This is a genomic window from Pseudoalteromonas sp. SCSIO 43210, from assembly GCF_054133285.1.
In genome coordinates, this window is record NZ_CP087225.1 from 2,357,871 (window position 1) to 2,377,331 (window position 19,461).

The window sequence follows — 19,461 nt, forward strand, 5'->3', positions numbered from 1 at the left end:
ACACTTTACTGAGAGTTTAAAAAAACTAAAGTAAAGTTTGGCTATAACATATATCTATTGAGCTTATAACTAAGTGAAATTAAAATCCACAATAGCTGATACTTTAGTTATTAAAGGTGTGTACTAAATTTTTAAAGTAAGTGAGAGATGATTAGTTGAGCAATTTAAGTTAAAAATTAACTTAAAATAAGTGCAATTGATGTTTATTTGTGCAAATGAACTTCACTTGAACAGTTTTATGACACAAGCTAGGTAAAACATGATAAAAACACGTATCTAAATTCAATTAAGCAATCACAATGAAGTTAATCTTAAAATTAATTGCCGGTATTGTGGCCGGTATTTTAGTCGGACTTTACGTACCTATAACGGGTGTTGAACTTTTATTCACAGTAAAAGAGCTGATTGGTCAAATTATCTCCTTTACCATTCCACTTATTATTTTATTTTTTATTGCATCGGGTATTGCAGGCCTACCAAAAGGGTCAGGGCACTTACTTGGCAAAACCGTCGGCTTTGCTTATAGCTCTACAATTATTGCCGGTACACTTGCATTTTTATTAGTGAGTGCCGTTATTCCTTTTTTAAGTGGAAGCATTACGTTTGAAGCAGAAGTTGCTACTGAAATAGGTAGCTTTATTGATTTAGAAATTCCACCATTGATGGGGGTAATGACCGCGTTGGTAACTGCTTTTGTATTTGGTATTGGCATGAGCCAATTAGAGCTAGGTACACTGAAAAAAGTGTCTGATCAGGGGCGTGATGTTATTGATGGGCTTCTATCAAAGGTAATTATTCCTGCTTTACCATTTTACATTGCAGGTGTATTTGCCGAAATGACGGTGGCAGGCACAGTGGTAGATACATTGCAAACATTTGGTGTAGTACTAATTGCAGCGCTTGTTATGCATTGGTTATGGTTAAGCGTTTTATATATAGCGACAGGTATATTGTTAAAACGTAATCCAATCGAATTAGTTAAAAATATGCTACCTGCCTACTTTACTGCACTGGGGACAATGTCGAGTGCGGCAACAATTCCAGTTTCGCTACAATCAAGTAAAGCAAACAACGTAAAAGAAGATGTAGCAAACTTTACCGTACCACTGTGTGCAACCATTCATTTATCTGGCTCAACTATTACTATTGTAACGTGTGCAATGGCTGTTATGTTTTTATCGCCAAACATGGAAGTACCTTCATTAATGGGGATATTGCCATTTATTATGATGCTCGGTGTCGTTATGATAGCAGCACCGGGTGCTCCAGGTGGTGCAGTTATGTCGGCGCTTGGTTTATTAACAAGCATGCTTGGGTTTAATGAAGGAGCTGTTGCATTAATGATTGCTCTTTATTTAGCACAAGATAGCTTTGGTACTGCATGTAATGTAACCGGTGATGGTATCATTGCATTATGGGTTGATCGTTTTAGCGATAAAAAATCATATTAAACTATTAGATTGAGACAATAATATTAGTTATTGTCTCGCTTTATATATGTTACTGTGGCAAATTAATTTATTAAATTGCATGTTGTTAGGTAAATGAGGATGTTCCATTGATTAATGTACTTTTAGTTGATGACCATGAACTTGTACGAACAGGCATCAAGCGCATTCTTGATGACGTACGAGGGTTTAAAGTAATTGGCGAAGCTAAAACCGGCGAAGAGGCTGTACAGTTTTGCCGTCAGCATGCGCCAAACATCGTATTAATGGATATGAACATGCCAGGTATGGGCGGATTAGAAGCGACTAAAAAGATTTGTCGTTACTGTCCCGATGTAAAAATTATTGTGCTCACTGTTAATTGCGAAGACCCATTTCCTAGTAAAGTAATGCAAATTGGCGCGCATGGCTTTTTAACTAAAGGTGCAGGTTCTGACGAAATGGTGCGTGCTATTCGCTGTGTTCATGCAGGTCAGCGATACATAGCTCCTGAAATAGCGCAGCAAATAGCGCTAGCGCAAGTGACCGGCCGTACAGATGAAAACCCTTTTCAGAGCTTATCTGAACGTGAGCTGCAAATTATGCTTATGATCACCAAAGGTGAAAAAGCACAAGATATAGCTGAACGTTTGAACCTAAGTTCTAAAACAGTAAATAGCTATCGTTACCGTATGTTTGAAAAGCTTAATGTAGGTGGTGATGTTGAGCTTACCCACTTAGCTATTCGTCATAAAATGATTGATATAGACGTGTCGTACTAACCTATAATTTATGTCTGAATTTGATCACGTACATTTCCTCAAAACGCTATCAAGCGAGCCTGGTGTTTACCGTATGCTTGATAGTGATAGCCAAGTTATTTATGTTGGTAAAGCCAAGCATTTAAAAAAGCGTGTCAGCAGTTACTTTAGAAGTAACATTACCGACAGTAAAACACGCGTTTTAGTGAGTAATATTTGTGATATTGACGTCACACTTACTAATACTGAAACCGAAGCGCTGCTGCTTGAAAATAATCTAATAAAAAAATATCAGCCTCGCTATAACATATTATTACGCGACGATAAGTCGTATCCCTATATTTTACTAACGAGCCATAAACACCCTCGTTTAGCGTTTCATCGTGGTAGTCGTAAAATTAAAGGCGAATACTTTGGGCCATTCCCTAGTGCAGGAGCTGTATCTGAAAGCTTGCGCTTAATGCAAAAAATATTTCCTGTTCGTCAATGTGAAGATGCTTATTACCGCGCAAGAAGCCGCCCATGCCTGCAATATCAGCTTAAGCGTTGCTCAGCTCCGTGTGTAAATAAAGTCACGGATGATGATTACAGCGAGCAAGTTGACTATGTCCGTAAGTTTTTAACGGGTAAATCTCACGAAGTTATTGCTGATTTAATAAAAAAAATGGAAGCAGCCAGCCTACAATTAAATTTTGAACTGGCGGCAAAAGTTCGCGACCAAATAATGCTACTTCGTAAAATGCAGGAGCAACAGTCTATATCAGGTAATTTTGCTGAAATGGACGTAGTTGGTTTTGCTCATTTAAATGGTTTAAATGGTATTCATTTATTAATGATCCGCGATCACAAAGTATTGGGTAGTAAAACGTATTTTCCAAAAGTACCTAAAGATTCAAGCGAGCAAGAAATATTGACCTCATTTTTAGGACAGTACTATTTAGCGCCTGGAGCAACAGGGCGTATTGCAAAAGAAATCATATTACCGTTTGAAATAGAAGAGAGCGGGGCACTCGGTGAAGCACTCACACAAATAAGTGAGCGCAAAGTAACACTTAAAGTAGTTACCCGTGGTGAGCGTGCTCAATACTTACAACTGGCCAATAAAAATGCATTAAACAGTATTGCAGTTAAGCAAAGTACCCAAGACTCTATTAATAAACGTTATGCACAATTAAAAGCAACATTGCGACTTGATGATATTACCCGAATGGAGTGTTTTGATATAAGCCACACTATGGGGGAGAACACTGTTGCAAGTTGTGTTGTATTTGACTCACAAGGCCCAAATACAAAAGAGTATAGGCGCTATAATGTAACGGGTATAACCGGTGGTGATGATTATGCTGCAATGGAGTTTGCACTTAATAAGCGTTACAACAAATTAGTAGATGAAGACAAAATTCCAGACGTTATCTTTATTGATGGTGGTAAGGGGCAACTGGGGCGCGCGGAGCAGTACTTTTCTAACTGGCCACATACAAAAATGCCTTTATTAGTAGGTGTCGCTAAAGGTACTAGCCGTAAACCCGGTCTTGAAACACTACTAATTGACGGTGGTCGAAAAACCATTCCTATGGATTCAGATGCACCTGCGCTACATTTAATACAGCATATACGTGATGAATCTCATCGTTTTGCAATTGCAGGGCATCGTAATAAACGCCAAAAACAACGTACGCAATCACTACTAGAAGAAATAAATGGAGTCGGTTCTAAGCGTCGGCAAACATTATTAAAATATTTAGGGGGCATGCAGGGAGTAAAAGCTGCTAATATAGAACAGTTAAAGAAAGTTCCTGGGATCAGCCCTGACATGGCTGAGAAGATATTTAACCATTTGCATGACAAGGGCTAGCCCTACATGCGAATATAGCAAAAAAGACATATCCAAGTAGTTATGTGGAATATTCCAAACACACTCACAACATTTAGACTTTTTCTTATCCCCGTTTTTTTGGTGATATTTTATTTGCCTTATAGCTGGGCTTTTTTTGCTGCCGCCTTTATTTTTTGGCTTGCATCAATCACCGATATACTAGACGGTTATTTAGCAAGAAAGCTTGAGCAATCAACCCCTTTTGGTGCTTTTTTAGATCCCGTTGCTGATAAAGTAATGGTATGTGCCGCACTTGTAGCGTTATCTGATCAGTACCAGTCAATGTACATGACTATACCTGCTCTTATTATAATAAGCCGTGAAATTATCATATCTGCACTTCGTGAATGGATGGCAGAGCAGGGTAAGCGTGGTAATGTCGCTGTATCAAACATGGGTAAAATCAAGACGGCTGCACAAATGTTAGCCATTATCGGTTTGATTTGGCAATATGATACATGGATGAACTATTTAAGTTTTGGACTACTGTACATTGCGACCTTTTTAACCTTGAGTTCTATGATGCAATATTTACGTGCAGCATGGGGTGAATTGACTAAAAATTAACTCTAAATGTATAATAACGCACCGTTTTAGATAAAAAACAAGCAAACAGTTCAAAACTAGCATTTTTTGTATTGACGCGTTTAATAATCTCTGTAGAATGCGTCCGTGTTGAGAGGGCATAGCCCCCGAGATAAACGAAACGGTAATTAATCAGTTACCTGAATTTTCACATAAATCATCATGTGCTAATTCAAATAACTGATAAATAAAATGCGGTACTAGCTCAGTTGGTAGAGCGCGACCTTGCCAAGGTCGAGGTCACGAGTTCGAGCCTCGTGTACCGCTCCAAGTTTATCTTAAGGTTAATACCCCGTACTGGGGCGGAATGGCAGAGTGGCCATGCACCGGATTGCAAATCCGTCTACCTCGGTTCGACTCCGGGTTCCGCCTCCATTTCAACACTCCACACGCTTTAATTAGCAAACTCGATGCCCGAGTGGTGGAATTGGTAGACACAAGGGATTTAAAATCCCTCGACTAACAAGTCGTGCCGGTTCAAGTCCGGCCTCGGGCACCACTTTGTGGTTTAATTGCATTACCAAGTGTAATTTATAAAATGGTTAATTTAGAATTAATATGATGCGGTACTAGCTCAGTTGGTAGAGCGCGACCTTGCCAAGGTCGAGGTCACGAGTTCGAGCCTCGTGTACCGCTCCATATTAGTTTTATCCACTTGCTTTAAATAGCAAACTCGATGCCCGAGTGGTGGAATTGGTAGACACAAGGGATTTAAAATCCCTCGACTAACAAGTCGTGCCGGTTCAAGTCCGGCCTCGGGCACCACTTTAAATTTTTTAACCAAGATAATTTAAAGTTGATAAAATAGTATTTTGCGGTACTAGCTCAGTTGGTAGAGCGCGACCTTGCCAAGGTCGAGGTCACGAGTTCGAGCCTCGTGTACCGCTCCAAATTATTTGGAAACATTTAGGCGGAATGGCAGAGTGGCCATGCACCGGATTGCAAATCCGTTTACCCCGGTTCGACTCCGGGTTCCGCCTCCATATAATTTACTCCACACGCTTTAATTAGCAAACTCGATGCCCGAGTGGTGGAATTGGTAGACACAAGGGATTTAAAATCCCTCGACTAACAAGTCGTGCCGGTTCAAGTCCGGCCTCGGGCACCATCTTTATATTAAGAACTCCGCTTAAAAACCATTTAATACACCTTCTAATATATAAAAAATATCCAGCAAGAACCTGATTTACTATTTTTATGTTTTCTATGATTTATATTATCTTGATATGCATAATGTAATATCTCTAAACCCAATCTTATAACGTCTCAAATAAACCAGCCACACAACCCTTAGTGACGCGTGGCACCTAATACTAATTGTGCACTTTGAATTGGGCTAATCGTCATAGGCTTATGATGTCAACCCATAAAATAGACCGTGAGCTTTAGATAATTTAAAACAGTAAAGCAATTTACATATCTAGAGCAAACAGCCTTGAAAGCAAAGATCACGCACTCATGTACTGATAGCATAAAGTAATACCAATCCGCTTATATATAGGATCTATTTAACGTTAAGAAAATTACGCTAGAACTAGGCAAAAGTTTTTGTATCTGGTTGTTCTAAATAAAAATTTTTTAACGACGTTATAGTGCAATTTAATTTGTTAAATTGCTCAAAGATTTATGCAGGTTGGTATAATTATCGAATTGGTTAGTAATACATGTTCATTGGAAGTTAAAAATCACGGGTAATAGTAAGTCTAGAGTTATGGTGAAAACTCAAAATAGGCAATCAATAAAGCACTTATGCAGAATTATTGGCATTGAACACCTATTTTTTGTAGGTTGTCTTATCTAAGCTGATAATTAGATAATATCTATATAGTACATATCGTCCGTAACTGCTTTTCATTTATAAAGGGTAGAGTGACTTAATGTAAGTGCTTTTTATTTTAGAACTAAAAAAGCGAGCCGTAGCTCGCTGGTTGTTGTTTATTTCCAGGCCTCAGGATCGACCTCTTTAGCAAGTTTAGGATGCTTACTTTTGTCAAAGGTGGGTATTAAGCCCTTTTTGTGTTGTTCGTTATAGTCTTTTGAAAGCCATACAACAACACCTGAAAGCATAAATAGCGCTATAACGTTGACAATGGCCATTAAGCCCATTGATATATCTGCCAGCGTCCAAATTAAACCAAGCTCACCAACAGCACCAAACATCACCATACCTAAAACCACCAGTCTAAAGATAAACATACCTTTATTAGAGTTGTGCTCTAAAAACATTAAATTTGTTTCAGCGTAAGAGTAATTAGCCACAATAGAAGTAAAAGCAAAAAACAATATAGCAATAGCAATAAAGTAAGTACCCCAGTCGCCGACGTGTTCTTGTAATGCTGCTTGTGTAAGTTCAATCCCCATAACACCAGATTCAGGTACTAATTGCTGCGATAGTAAAATAAGAGAAGCAGTCGCTGTACAAATAACAATAGTATCGATAAATACACCTAACATTTGCACATAACCTTGTGATGCAGGATGAGGAGGGTAAGGCGTCGCAGTAGCTGCGGCGTTAGCTGCACTACCCATACCGGCTTCGTTTGAGAATAAGCCACGCTTTATACCTTGGATCATCGCTTGTGTGACACCGTATCCAATAGCACCAGCACCAGCTTGTTCAATACCAAAAGCACTTTTTATGATAAGCACTAGCACATCTGGTAGAGCAGTAAAGTTAGTGGCGCATACATAAAGAGCAACCAGCAGGTAAGCTAATGCCATAAATGGCACAACCATTTCAGCAAAACGTGAAATGGTTTTTAGGCCACCAAAAATAATGATGCCAGAACCAATAACCAAGAAAATGCCTACTATATACTTAGGTACATCAAACGCGACTTCAAATGCTGCAGCAATAGAGTTCGACTGTACGGCGTTAAATACTAAACCAAAGGCTAAAATTAAACATAACGAAAATAAAACGCCCATCCAGCGTTTACCTAAACCATTTTGCATATAATAAGCAGGGCCACCTCTAAAATTGCCTTCGGCGTCTTTTGTTTTATAAGCTTGTGCTAAGGTACTCTCGGCAAAGCTTGTAGCCATACCAATTAAGGCTATAGTCCACATCCAAAAAATAGCACCTGGGCCACCCAAATATAAAGCAACAGCAACGCCAGCCATGTTACCCGTGCCAACACGTGCAGCTAATGAAGTACAAAAAGCCTGAAAAGATGAAATTTCGTTGTCGGCACATTTACGAGAGCCAAACATAACTTTGAACATATGTGGGAATTGCACAAATTGAATAAAGCCTAGTCGAAAAGTAAAGAAGAGGCCCGCTGCTATTAATAAGTAGACGAGAACTTGCCCCCATAGAAGGGCACTTATACTATTTATTATGTCTGTCATGGATACTGCCTAAATACATGAGTTAAAAAAAGTGACCGCAACTTATCACATCAAGATAAAAGTGTTTAGTTTTAAAGTTCAAAAACAGAGTTATCAACAGGGTTTTATGGGTAACTTGTGTTTATCATGTGCGCTTACTTGGGGCTTAATTTTAATTACTATTTTATGCAAATAACGCTTGCGTAAAATCCGCCGCTCCCTATAATGCGACCCCACTGAGACGGGAAACGCCAACGCATAGCGAGGCACGAACTTCTCAGAGAGTTAAATAAAACTTCGGTTTTAAATCTTCTAAAAAGAAAGTTTAAAACTAAGTATTGACTCGAAAAATAAAGGGTGTATTATTCGCATCCCTTGAGTCGCTAAAGCGACTCAAAACGTTCTTTAACAATATAAAGCAATCATCTGTGTGGGCACTCGTACAGATTGAGTTCTAACAGCCAAACTACTTCGTTCTTTATTGAGCAAGTAACGAGGCAAACAAATTAGAGTCTCAATTGAAAACTGAGTGACCAACAGAATAGTTATTTCGGTAATTATTCGGCACAGTCAATTCAATATCGAAAGATATTAAAAAATTCAGAATTCATTGAGCTGTCGAAAGACATAAAACTTTTTAATTGAAGAGTTTGATCATGGCTCAGATTGAACGCTGGCGGCAGGCCTAACACATGCAAGTCGAGCGGTAACAGAGAGTAGCTTGCTACTTTGCTGACGAGCGGCGGACGGGTGAGTAATGCTTGGGAACATGCCTTGAGGTGGGGGACAACAGTTGGAAACGACTGCTAATACCGCATAATGTCTACGGACCAAAGGGGGCTTCGGCTCTCGCCTTTAGATTGGCCCAAGTGGGATTAGCTAGTTGGTGAGGTAATGGCTCACCAAGGCGACGATCCCTAGCTGGTTTGAGAGGATGATCAGCCACACTGGGACTGAGACACGGCCCAGACTCCTACGGGAGGCAGCAGTGGGGAATATTGCACAATGGGCGCAAGCCTGATGCAGCCATGCCGCGTGTGTGAAGAAGGCCTTCGGGTTGTAAAGCACTTTCAGTCAGGAGGAAAGGTTAGTAGTTAATACCTGCTAGCTGTGACGTTACTGACAGAAGAAGCACCGGCTAACTCCGTGCCAGCAGCCGCGGTAATACGGAGGGTGCGAGCGTTAATCGGAATTACTGGGCGTAAAGCGTACGCAGGCGGTTTGTTAAGCGAGATGTGAAAGCCCCGGGCTCAACCTGGGAACTGCATTTCGAACTGGCAAACTAGAGTGTGATAGAGGGTGGTAGAATTTCAGGTGTAGCGGTGAAATGCGTAGAGATCTGAAGGAATACCGATGGCGAAGGCAGCCACCTGGGTCAACACTGACGCTCATGTACGAAAGCGTGGGGAGCAAACGGGATTAGATACCCCGGTAGTCCACGCCGTAAACGATGTCTACTAGAAGCTCGGAGCCTCGGTTCTGTTTTTCAAAGCTAACGCATTAAGTAGACCGCCTGGGGAGTACGGCCGCAAGGTTAAAACTCAAATGAATTGACGGGGGCCCGCACAAGCGGTGGAGCATGTGGTTTAATTCGATGCAACGCGAAGAACCTTACCTACACTTGACATACAGAGAACTTACCAGAGATGGTTTGGTGCCTTCGGGAACTCTGATACAGGTGCTGCATGGCTGTCGTCAGCTCGTGTTGTGAGATGTTGGGTTAAGTCCCGCAACGAGCGCAACCCCTATCCTTAGTTGCTAGCAGGTAATGCTGAGAACTCTAAGGAGACTGCCGGTGATAAACCGGAGGAAGGTGGGGACGACGTCAAGTCATCATGGCCCTTACGTGTAGGGCTACACACGTGCTACAATGGCGCATACAGAGTGCTGCGAACCTGCGAAGGTAAGCGAATCACTTAAAGTGCGTCGTAGTCCGGATTGGAGTCTGCAACTCGACTCCATGAAGTCGGAATCGCTAGTAATCGCGTATCAGAATGACGCGGTGAATACGTTCCCGGGCCTTGTACACACCGCCCGTCACACCATGGGAGTGGGTTGCTCCAGAAGTAGATAGTCTAACCCTCGGGAGGACGTTTACCACGGAGTGATTCATGACTGGGGTGAAGTCGTAACAAGGTAGCCCTAGGGGAACCTGGGGCTGGATCACCTCCTTATACGATTTAGAACTTATTTGTTCGTAGTGTCCACACAGATGATTGTTAATTAGTGCTTGTTCTTCGGGATAACTAATTAATATGCTCTTTAAAAATTTGGAAAAGCTGATAATAAAATTCTGATGAATACATTGTATTTATCAAGAGTTTTCAAAAGTAAAAAAACAATGGTAGCAGTACCATTGAGTGCCATTTAATTAACTCTTATGAGTTGATTGATTGGTATCTACTTTAGTATTCAATATTGACTTCTGGCGAAGTTAAACTGTCACAAAACAAAGACCCGTTTGGGTTGTATGGTTAAGTGACTAAGCGTACACGGTGGATGCCTTGGCAGTTGGAGGCGATGAAGGACGTATTAACTTGCGATAAGCCTAGTCAAGCTAGTAAAAAGCGCTTGAGACTAGGATTTCCGAATGGGGAAACCCACCTGCTTGCAGGTATCGTTAACTGAATACATAGGTTAACGAGGCGAACGCGGAGAACTGAAACATCTAAGTACCCGTAGGAAAAGAAATCAACCGAGATTCCGAAAGTAGCGGCGAGCGAAATCGGAACAGCCCTTAAGCTTATTATGTGTTAATGGAAGGCTGCTGGAAAGCGCCACGATACAGGGTGATAGTCCCGTACATGAAAAGACATTTTAAGTGAAATCGAGTAGGTCGGAGCACGTGAAACTTTGACTGAATATAGGTGGACCATCATCTAAGGCTAAATACTCCCAACTGACCGATAGTGAACCAGTACCGTGAGGGAAAGGCGAAAAGAACCCCTGTGAGGGGAGTGAAATAGAACCTGAAACCGTGTACGTACAAGCAGTAGGAGCCCACTTGTTGGGTGACTGCGTACCTTTTGTATAATGGGTCAGCGACTTATATTTTGTAGCGAGGTTAACCGAATAGGGTAGCCGTAGGGAAACCGAGTCTTAACTGGGCGACTAGTTGCAAGGTATAGACCCGAAACCCGGTGATCTAGCCATGGGCAGGTTGAAGGTTGAGTAACATCAACTGGAGGACCGAACCCACTAACGTTGAAAAGTTAGGGGATGACCTGTGGCTAGGAGTGAAAGGCTAATCAAACCGGGAGATAGCTGGTTCTCCCCGAAATCTATTTAGGTAGAGCCTCGGACGAATACTTACGGGGGTAGAGCACTGTTAAGGCTAGGGGGTCATCCCGACTTACCAACCCTTTGCAAACTCCGAATACCGTAAAGTAATATCCGGGAGACACACGGCGGGTGCTAACGTCCGTCGTGAAGAGGGAAACAACCCAGACCGCCAGCTAAGGTCCCAAAGTCATAGTTAAGTGGGAAACGATGTGGAAAGGCCCAGACAGCCAGGAGGTTGGCTTAGAAGCAGCCATCCTTTAAAGAAAGCGTAATAGCTCACTGGTCGAGTCGGTCTGCGCGGAAGATGTAACGGGGCTAAACTATGCACCGAAGCTGCGGATTCAGAATTTATTCTGAGTGGTAGGGGAGCGTTCTGTAAGCGGTTGAAGGTGTACCGGGAGGTATGCTGGACGTATCAGAAGTGCGAATGCTGACATGAGTAACGATAATGGGAGTGAAAAACTCCCACGCCGGAAGACCAAGGGTTCCTATCCCATGTTAATCAGGGTAGGGTAAGTCGACCCCTAAGGCGAGGCCGAAAGGCGTAGTCGATGGGAAACAGATTAATATTTCTGTACTCGATATAATTGCGATGGGGGGACGGAGCAGGCTAAGCAAGCATAGCGTTGGTAGTCTATGTGAAAGTGAGTAGGGCGTTTGTTTAGGTAAATCCGGACGAACACTAAACCTGAGACACGAGACGAGTCACTACGGTGATGAAGTTGCTGATGCCATACTTCCAGGAAAAGCCTCTAAGCTTCAGATTATATGGAATCGTACCCCAAACCGACACAGGTGGTCAGGTAGAGAATACTAAGGCGCTTGAGAGAACTCGGGTGAAGGAACTAGGCAAAATCGTACCGTAACTTCGGGAGAAGGTACGCTCCTATCTGTGATGAGACTTGCTCTCTAAGCGGACGGGAGCCGCAGTGACCAGGTGGCTGGGACTGTTTATTAAAAACACAGCACTGTGCAAAATCGCAAGATGACGTATACGGTGTGACACCTGCCCGGTGCCGGAAGGTTAATTGATGGGGTTATCCTTAGGGAGAAGCTCTTGATCGAAGCCCCGGTAAACGGCGGCCGTAACTATAACGGTCCTAAGGTAGCGAAATTCCTTGTCGGGTAAGTTCCGACCTGCACGAATGGTGTAACCATGGCCACGCTGTCTCCACCCGAGACTCAGTGAAATTGAAATCGCAGTGAAGATGCTGTGTACCCGCGGCTAGACGGAAAGACCCCGTGAACCTTTACTACAGCTTGGCACTGAACATTGAACCTACATGTGTAGGATAGGTGGGAGACTTTGAAGCAGCGACGCTAGTTGTTGTGGAGTCAACCTTGAAATACCACCCTTGTAGTTTTGATGTTCTAACGTTGGCCCCTGAATCGGGGTTACGGACAGTGCCTGGTGGGTAGTTTGACTGGGGCGGTCTCCTCCTAAAGAGTAACGGAGGAGCACGAAGGTTGGCTAAGTACGGTCGGACATCGTACGGTTAGTGTAATGGTAGAAGCCAGCTTAACTGCGAGACAGACACGTCGAGCAGGTACGAAAGTAGGTCATAGTGATCCGGTGGTTCTGAATGGAAGGGCCATCGCTCAACGGATAAAAGGTACTCCGGGGATAACAGGCTGATACCGCCCAAGAGTTCATATCGACGGCGGTGTTTGGCACCTCGATGTCGGCTCATCACATCCTGGGGCTGAAGTCGGTCCCAAGGGTATGGCTGTTCGCCATTTAAAGTGGTACGCGAGCTGGGTTTAGAACGTCGTGAGACAGTTCGGTCCCTATCTGCCGTGGGCGTTTGAGAATTGAGAGGGGTTGCTCCTAGTACGAGAGGACCGGAGTGAACGAACCGCTGGTGTTCGGGTTGTCATGCCAATGGCATTGCCCGGTAGCTACGTTCGGAACTGATAAGCGCTGAAAGCATCTAAGCGCGAAGCAGGCCTCGAGATGAGTTCTCACTAGACTTTTAAAGTCTCTGAAGGGCCGTTGAAGACTACAACGTTGATAGGCAAGATGTGGAAGTGGTGTGAGCCATTAAGCTAACTTGTACTAATTACCCGTGAGGCTTAACCATACAACGCCAAACGCGTTTTATGTGATAGTGAAACACGCGAAGAAGTTAATATAACTAAAGTAGATATTACTTAAAGAAAGACTTAAAAAATATTATCAGATATTTTCCAAATTCAGTTAGTGCGCAGAAATACGTATTAACGCCCAAATTTGCTTGGTGACAATAGCGTTTTGGACCCACCTGACTCCATGCCGAACTCAGTAGTGAAACGAAACAGCGCCGATGATAGTGTAGCATTTGCTATGTGAAAGTAGGACATTACCAGGCTTCAAATTAAAGAAACCCGTTACAGCAATGTGACGGGTTTTTTGCTGTTTGGGATTTAACAAATAGCCAAGAGCTCATGCCGAACTCAGTAGTGAAACAAAACAGCTCGAAGGCGAGCCCCGGCCAACGATAGTGTAGCATTTGCTATGTGAAAGTAGGACATTACCAGGCTTCAAATTGTAGAGAGCCCGACTAGAAATAGTCGGGCTTTTTTACGTCTGCAGAAAAGTGAAATGTGCACACTTAACACACACTTAACACACACTCACACCACCTCCCATCACGTAAGTCGGGCGAGCGTAGCGACTCCCGACGCACAAAGATAGTGTAGCATTTGTTATGTGGCTCTCCACCGCTGTGGGCACTACGACATCCTACTGCGTAGCGCACCGACCTCAAATTGTAGAAAGCCCGAATCTAACGATTCGGGCTTTTTTACGTCTGCAATAAAGTTAAGGGTAGGTGAATAGCGTACTACGCACTTATTTATATTTAATCTTTTTTACTTTCTACAAAAGCCAATTACTTTCATTTCCTTAGATAACAAATTTAATTTTGCTTTGTTACTGTCTTTGATTTAGGATCAAATCAGTTTAAAACCAAGAACTAATAGCCTGTGTATAGATTATTAATTAGTGCCATATCCATTTTATTTTGTTTTTCTGTAACGGCAGTTGAAGTAACTGATCTATATCAAGATATTTTAAAAGTGGATGACAAAACACGAGACACTCGATTAGCGGCGAGTCGTAAAGCTTTGCTCAATGTCTTAGTGAAAGTAAGCGGTGATGAAACTGCGGATCAAAATAAATTAGCACAGCAACGCACTAAAGATATTTCTGATTATATGCTTAAGTTTGAATATGACGAGAGAGCAAATGGACAATTGAAACTCGTTGTTAAATTTGAAGCTCGAAAGATCAACGCGCTAATCAAAGAATTAAACTTACCTTTATGGGGAGTGCAGCGCCCATTAGTTGCAATATGGTTAGGTATTGAAGACAACTGGCGCAGAGAATTAGTAACACAAGAAAGTTACCCGCAGCTAGAGCAGTTAATTTATGACAAGGCAGGACGCCGGGGGCTACCCGTTGTAGTGCCATTACTTGATTTACAAGATAGACGTTTAGTAGGTATCCCTGAAGTATGGGGTAACTTTTCAGAACCAGTAGAAGAGGCTTCTAAACGCTACAGTGCTGAGCGAAGTATTACGGCAAGAATGTATAAAGAAGCGGATAGCGAAAATTGGATTTTAGATTGGCGTTTTACAAATGATGATTTATTTGATTCAAATAGATTAACGGGTGATAAGCAGCAAATAGTGAGCCAGATGATTGACACCTTAGCACAAGGTCTTGCAAGCGAGTACGCTATTGATCCAAATGCTTATTATGAACAAGCTACTGCTATGCTTACGCTAAAGGGCACGCAAAGTTTTATTGATGTTGAATTAGCAAAACGAAGGTTATTGAGTTTAAGCGTTGTTACTCAAGTTAAAATTGTGCGTAAAACACCGGAGTTTGTAGAGTTTAAGCTAAACCATACTGGTAACCTAAGCGATCTTAAAAAAGGATTAGGGTTAGACTCCTCATTTAAAGATTATGAGGATCCACGCGCTTTTTATCATGTTGTTGATAAAAATAGCTTAGAGTATCAATGGATAACGCCATAATGCTAACTTCTGAGCCGATGCAAATGGCATTACCGGTTACTTTACCGGATGACGAAACATTTGCATCGTACTTTGGTGGAGAAGATTCGTTAGAAGTTAATCATTTGAAAGATAGTTTTTCGAAGTTAGCAAAAACGTTTCAGTATACCTATTTATGTGGATTAGGTGACTCGGGTAAGTCTCACCTTTTGTATGCGACCTGCATTAAAGCTCAAGAGCGTGGCCTGTCTAATATGCTACTGTCTATGCGCGAAGTGATTGATTTTGGACCTATGGTACTAGACGGTTTAGAAGCGCTTGATGTTTTATGTATTGATGACGTGCATTTAGTCGCAGGGAATGATGCATGGGAAAAAGCACTATTTAACTTTTTTAACCGGTTTAACGAACCCGGTAAAATGTTAGTAGTAACTGCCGATTTACTTCCTAGCATGCTTAATATTACGTTGCCAGATTTAGAGTCTCGCTTAACGTGGGGAACAACCTTTCAAATTCGCTCTATGAGTGATGACGATAAAGCACAAGCACTTGTTAAGCGCGCCCATATGCGCGGCCTTGAATTAAGTGATGAATGTGCACGTTTTTTATTAACGCGTTTAAGCCGTGATATGCGTGCTTTGCTCGATGTACTCGACAAATTAGATCATGCGTCAATGGCTGCACAGAGAAAATTAACAATTCCTTTTATAAAATCAACGTTAAAGCTGTAGTAGGTCTAGAATCTAGACCCTGCTTTCAGTTATCATAAGCTATTACTTAACAGCAATCACCTTCTGTGAAAGATCAGGTATCGAATGAACTTAGAAAACATATTAGCGCAAGCACTTGAGGCGGTAGCCAGTGCCAGTGAAATCGCGCAGTTAGAAGAAATCAGGGTTAATTACCTTGGCAAAAAAGGCGAAATCACAAGCTTGCTTAAAACGCTAGGCAAAATAGCACCTGAAGAACGTAAAGAAGCAGGCCAAGTTATAAACCAAGCTAAACAAGATGTACAAGCTGCTATCAACGAAAAGCGTGAATTGCTAGCAAGTAAAGCACTTGAAGAAAAGCTAGCTGCTGAAACTATAGATGTAACTCTACCTGGGCGTGCTATGCCTACTGGCGGTTTACACCCAGTTACGCGCACTATTGAGCGCATAGAAAGCTTTTTCGGTGAGTTAGGTTTTGAAGTTAAATCTGGTCCAGAAATCGAAGACGATTTTCATAACTTTGATGCGCTAAATATTCCAGAGCACCATCCAGCACGTGCTGATCATGATACCTTTTATTTCAATCCTAAATTAGTACTACGTACACAGACAAGTGGCGTGCAAATTCGTACTATGGAAACTGAGCAGCCACCACTGCGCATCATTTCACCTGGACGTGTATACCGTAACGATTACGATCAAACACATACACCTATGTTTCATCAGGTTGAAGGTTTAATGGTTGATACCGATGTTAGCTTTACTGAGCTAAAAGGTATTTTGCATGATTTTTTACGTAACTTTTTTGAAGAAGATATGGAAATTCGTTTCCGTCCTTCATTCTTCCCATTTACAGAACCTTCAGCTGAAGTAGATGTTATGGGTAAAGACGGTAAGTGGTTAGAAGTACTAGGCTGCGGCATGGTACATCCAAATGTACTTAAGTCTGTGGGCATTGACCCAGAAAAATACACCGGCTTTGCTTTTGGTATGGGTGTAGAGCGTTTAACTATGTTGCGCTATGGCGTAAACGATTTACGTGCATTTTTCGAAAATGACTTAAAATTCCTGAACCAGTTCCGTTAAGAGTGAAATAATAAAATGAAATTTAGTGAAAAGTGGTTAAGAGAGTGGGTAAATCCTGCTATTGATACGCAAGCTCTTTCGGAACAGCTTTCAATGGCTGGTCTAGAAGTTGATGGCGTTGAGCCTGCTGCGGCCAAATTTAATGGCGTAGTTGTGGGTGAAGTTGTTGAATGTGGGCAACACCCTGATGCAGATAAACTACGTGTTACCAAAATTAACGTAGGTGGCGATGAGCTACTTGATATCGTATGTGGTGCAGCAAATTGTCGTTTAGGTATTAAAGTTGCTGTTGCAACTGTGGGCGCTGTACTTCCTGGTGACTTTAAAATTAAAAAAGCTAAACTACGCGGTCAACCTTCAAACGGAATGCTATGTGCTTTTGTTGAGCTAGGTATTAGCGAAGAAGGCGACGGCATTATGGAATTGCCAAGCGATGCACCAGTAGGGACTGATTTACGTGACTACCTAGGTCTTGATGACAACATTATAGATGTTGATTTAACGCCAAACCGTGGTGACTGCTTAGGTATAAAAGGTCTAGCACGTGAAGTAGGTGTTTTAAACAGCATTGACGTAAGTGTATTAGATATTCCTGCGGTTACGCCAACAATTGATGACAAAGTATCAATTGAGCTAGTTAACGAAGATGCATGTCCTCGTTACCTTGGCCGTGTGATCAAAGGCATTAACCTTGATGCAGAAACACCACTTTGGATGGTTGAAAAGCTACGTCGTAGTGGTGTACGTTCAATTGATCCTGTAGTTGATGTGACTAACTATGTATTACTTGAGCTTGGTCATCCAATGCACGCGTTTGATTTAAATGCGATTGAAGGTGGTATTAAAGTTCGTAGTGCAAATGCAGGTGAAGAACTTGTTTTATTAGATGGTAATACCGCTAAATTAAACGACACAACACTTGTGATAGCCGATCATAACAAAGCACTTGCAATTGCGGGTGTTTTTGGTGGTGAGCAATCAGGCGTTACAGATAAAACATCTGATATTTTACTCGAAAGTGCATTTTTTAATCCTGTTGCAATTGCAGGCCAAGCACGTAGCTACGGTTTGCACACTGATGCTTCACACCGTTATGAACGCGGTGTTGATTTTGCTCTGCAACACGATGCAATGGAACGTGCGACAGCACTTCTTCTTGAAATAGTAGGCGGTCAAGCAGGTCCTGTTGTCGAAGCTGTCGCAGCTGACAAACTACCAAAAGTGACTGAAGTACGTCTTCGTCGTGCACGTTTAGACCGTGTTATTGGCCATCATATTGAAGATGCTAAAGTAACCGATATTCTTACGCGTTTAGGACTTGATGTAAAAGTAGAAAATGATAGCTGGAGTGCTGATGTACCAAGCTACCGTTTTGATATTCGCATTGAAGAAGACTTAATTGAAGAAGTAGCACGTGTTTACGGTTACAACAGCATTCCTAATGTTGCGCCTACAGCAAAACTTAAAATGACGACACATAACGAAGCAACGATTGCGCTTAGCAAGTTCCGCAATACGTTAGTGACTCGTGGTTACCAAGAAGCAATTACATACAGTTTTGTAGACCCTAAGGCACAAGCTATTTTGCATCCAGAATGTAAAGCAATGGTATTACCGCACCCTATTTCAATTGAAATGTCGGCAATGCGCGTAAGTTTAATGCCGGGTTTATTAGCGTCTGTAGCGTATAACCAAAATCGCCAACAACCTCGTATTCGTTTATTCGAACATGGTCTTAAATTTATAAGCGACGAAAGTGCAGAAAACGGTGTTTACCAAGTACCGGTTATTGGTGGTGTTATTACTGGTCTTGTAAATGGTGAACATTGGGTTGAAGAGAAACGTAATGTTGATTTTTATGACCTAAAAGGTGATGTTGAAGCCTTACTTGCAATTACCAATGACGTTACTCGTTTTGAAATTAAAGCAGAGCAGTCAGATGGGCTTCACCCTGGTCAATCAGCAGTAATATATGTTGATGGTAAAAAGGTTGGCTTTTTTGGCGCTTTACATCCACAAGCTCAAAAGTTGTTAGATATCAACAACGCAACTTTTGTTTTTGAAATTGAAATGTCAGCAATAGAAAAAAGAAATTTACCGCAAGCAGAAGGGGTGTCTAAATTCCCTTCAAATCGCCGCGACATCGCGATTTTAGTGGCAGACAGCGTTAAATCGGGTGACATTTTAAGCGTGATCGAAAAAGTTGGCGGAAATCAATTGGTTGACCTAAACTTATTCGATGTGTATAAGGGCAAAGGTATTGAGCCAAATTATAAGAGTTTGGCGATTGCTCTAACACTGCAAGCGGTTGATAGAACACTCGAAGAGAAAGATATCAATCTAGTAGTTGATAACGTGGTGGCCGAATTGGCCGAACAGTTTAATGCATCGTTGAGGGACTAGAT

The 19,461-nt window shown here is 42.0% G+C and carries 9 protein-coding genes, 8 tRNA genes and 3 rRNA genes; 19 read left to right on the forward strand and 1 reads right to left on the reverse strand.

All coding sequences use genetic code 11. The features are described from left to right. Window positions 1-299 precede the first annotated feature (299 nt). The 12 genes from LOS73_RS10130 (at window position 300) to LOS73_RS10185 (ending at window position 5,757) form a co-directional block, all read left to right on the forward strand. Window positions 300-1,451 (forward strand): dicarboxylate/amino acid:cation symporter, encoded by a 1,152-nt coding sequence (locus tag LOS73_RS10130; protein ID WP_033040692.1) that lies wholly within the window; start codon window positions 300-302, stop codon window positions 1,449-1,451. Window positions 1,452-1,558: 107 nt separating this feature from the next. Beyond that, a complete protein-coding gene (uvrY, locus tag LOS73_RS10135; protein WP_007377972.1) occupies window positions 1,559-2,209 on the forward strand; it encodes a UvrY/SirA/GacA family response regulator transcription factor in 651 nt (216 codons plus the stop codon). A 10-nt stretch (window positions 2,210-2,219) separates the two neighbouring features. Continuing rightward, window positions 2,220-4,043, forward strand: coding sequence for an excinuclease ABC subunit UvrC (gene uvrC / locus LOS73_RS10140; RefSeq protein ID WP_457934919.1), 1,824 nt, complete (start codon window positions 2,220-2,222; stop codon window positions 4,041-4,043). 42 nt (window positions 4,044-4,085) lie between these two features. Then, complete coding sequence (gene pgsA / locus LOS73_RS10145; RefSeq protein ID WP_032827134.1) at window positions 4,086-4,631, forward strand: CDP-diacylglycerol--glycerol-3-phosphate 3-phosphatidyltransferase; 546 nt, start codon at window positions 4,086-4,088, stop codon at window positions 4,629-4,631. A gap of 212 nt (window positions 4,632-4,843) precedes the next feature. Then, a tRNA-Gly gene (locus LOS73_RS10150) sits at window positions 4,844-4,919 on the forward strand. 31 nt (window positions 4,920-4,950) lie between these two features. Beyond that, window positions 4,951-5,024: transfer RNA gene (locus LOS73_RS10155), tRNA-Cys, on the forward strand. 37 nt (window positions 5,025-5,061) lie between these two features. Then, window positions 5,062-5,148, forward strand: a tRNA-Leu gene (locus LOS73_RS10160). Window positions 5,149-5,212: 64 nt separating this feature from the next. Further along, window positions 5,213-5,288, forward strand: a tRNA-Gly gene (locus tag LOS73_RS10165). Between the two features lie 39 nt (window positions 5,289-5,327). Further along, window positions 5,328-5,414 (forward strand) — tRNA-Leu (locus LOS73_RS10170). 49 nt (window positions 5,415-5,463) lie between these two features. After that, window positions 5,464-5,539: transfer RNA gene (locus LOS73_RS10175), tRNA-Gly, on the forward strand. 19 nt (window positions 5,540-5,558) lie between these two features. Then, window positions 5,559-5,632: transfer RNA gene (locus LOS73_RS10180), tRNA-Cys, on the forward strand. Window positions 5,633-5,670: 38 nt separating this feature from the next. Continuing rightward, window positions 5,671-5,757: transfer RNA gene (locus LOS73_RS10185), tRNA-Leu, on the forward strand. A gap of 827 nt (window positions 5,758-6,584) precedes the next feature. On the opposite strand, the gene LOS73_RS10190 is transcribed toward LOS73_RS10185, so the two are convergent. Beyond that, window positions 6,585-8,000: an alanine/glycine:cation symporter family protein gene (locus LOS73_RS10190; protein ID WP_033015470.1), complete on the reverse strand. Its 1,416-nt coding sequence runs from the start codon at window positions 7,998-8,000 to the stop codon at window positions 6,585-6,587. 617 nt (window positions 8,001-8,617) lie between these two features. On the opposite strand from LOS73_RS10190, the gene LOS73_RS10195 reads away from it, so the two are divergent. From LOS73_RS10195 to pheT, 7 genes are all read left to right on the forward strand, one after another. Continuing rightward, window positions 8,618-10,153, forward strand: a 16S ribosomal RNA gene (locus LOS73_RS10195). A 298-nt stretch (window positions 10,154-10,451) separates the two neighbouring features. Continuing rightward, window positions 10,452-13,342 (forward strand): 23S ribosomal RNA (locus LOS73_RS10200). Between the two features lie 152 nt (window positions 13,343-13,494). Further along, a 5S ribosomal RNA gene (rrf, locus tag LOS73_RS10205) occupies window positions 13,495-13,609 on the forward strand. Together the 16S, 23S and 5S rRNA genes form the textbook arrangement of a ribosomal RNA operon. 616 nt (window positions 13,610-14,225) lie before the next feature. Beyond that, a complete protein-coding gene (locus LOS73_RS10210; protein WP_033030978.1) occupies window positions 14,226-15,281 on the forward strand; it encodes a DUF2066 domain-containing protein in 1,056 nt (351 codons plus the stop codon). Then, window positions 15,281-15,991, forward strand: a complete 711-nt coding sequence (gene hda, locus LOS73_RS10215; RefSeq protein WP_007378325.1) for a DnaA regulatory inactivator Hda — start codon at window positions 15,281-15,283, stop codon at window positions 15,989-15,991. Before LOS73_RS10210 ends, hda begins: the two co-directional genes overlap by 1 nt. A gap of 84 nt (window positions 15,992-16,075) precedes the next feature. Then, window positions 16,076-17,056, forward strand: coding sequence for a phenylalanine--tRNA ligase subunit alpha (gene pheS / locus LOS73_RS10220; protein ID WP_007378326.1), 981 nt, complete (start codon window positions 16,076-16,078; stop codon window positions 17,054-17,056). A gap of 15 nt (window positions 17,057-17,071) precedes the next feature. After that, on the forward strand, window positions 17,072-19,459 hold the full coding sequence (gene pheT / locus LOS73_RS10225; protein ID WP_033039153.1) for a phenylalanine--tRNA ligase subunit beta: 2,388 nt from the start codon (window positions 17,072-17,074) through the stop codon (window positions 19,457-19,459). Window positions 19,460-19,461: the final 2 nt, after the last annotated feature.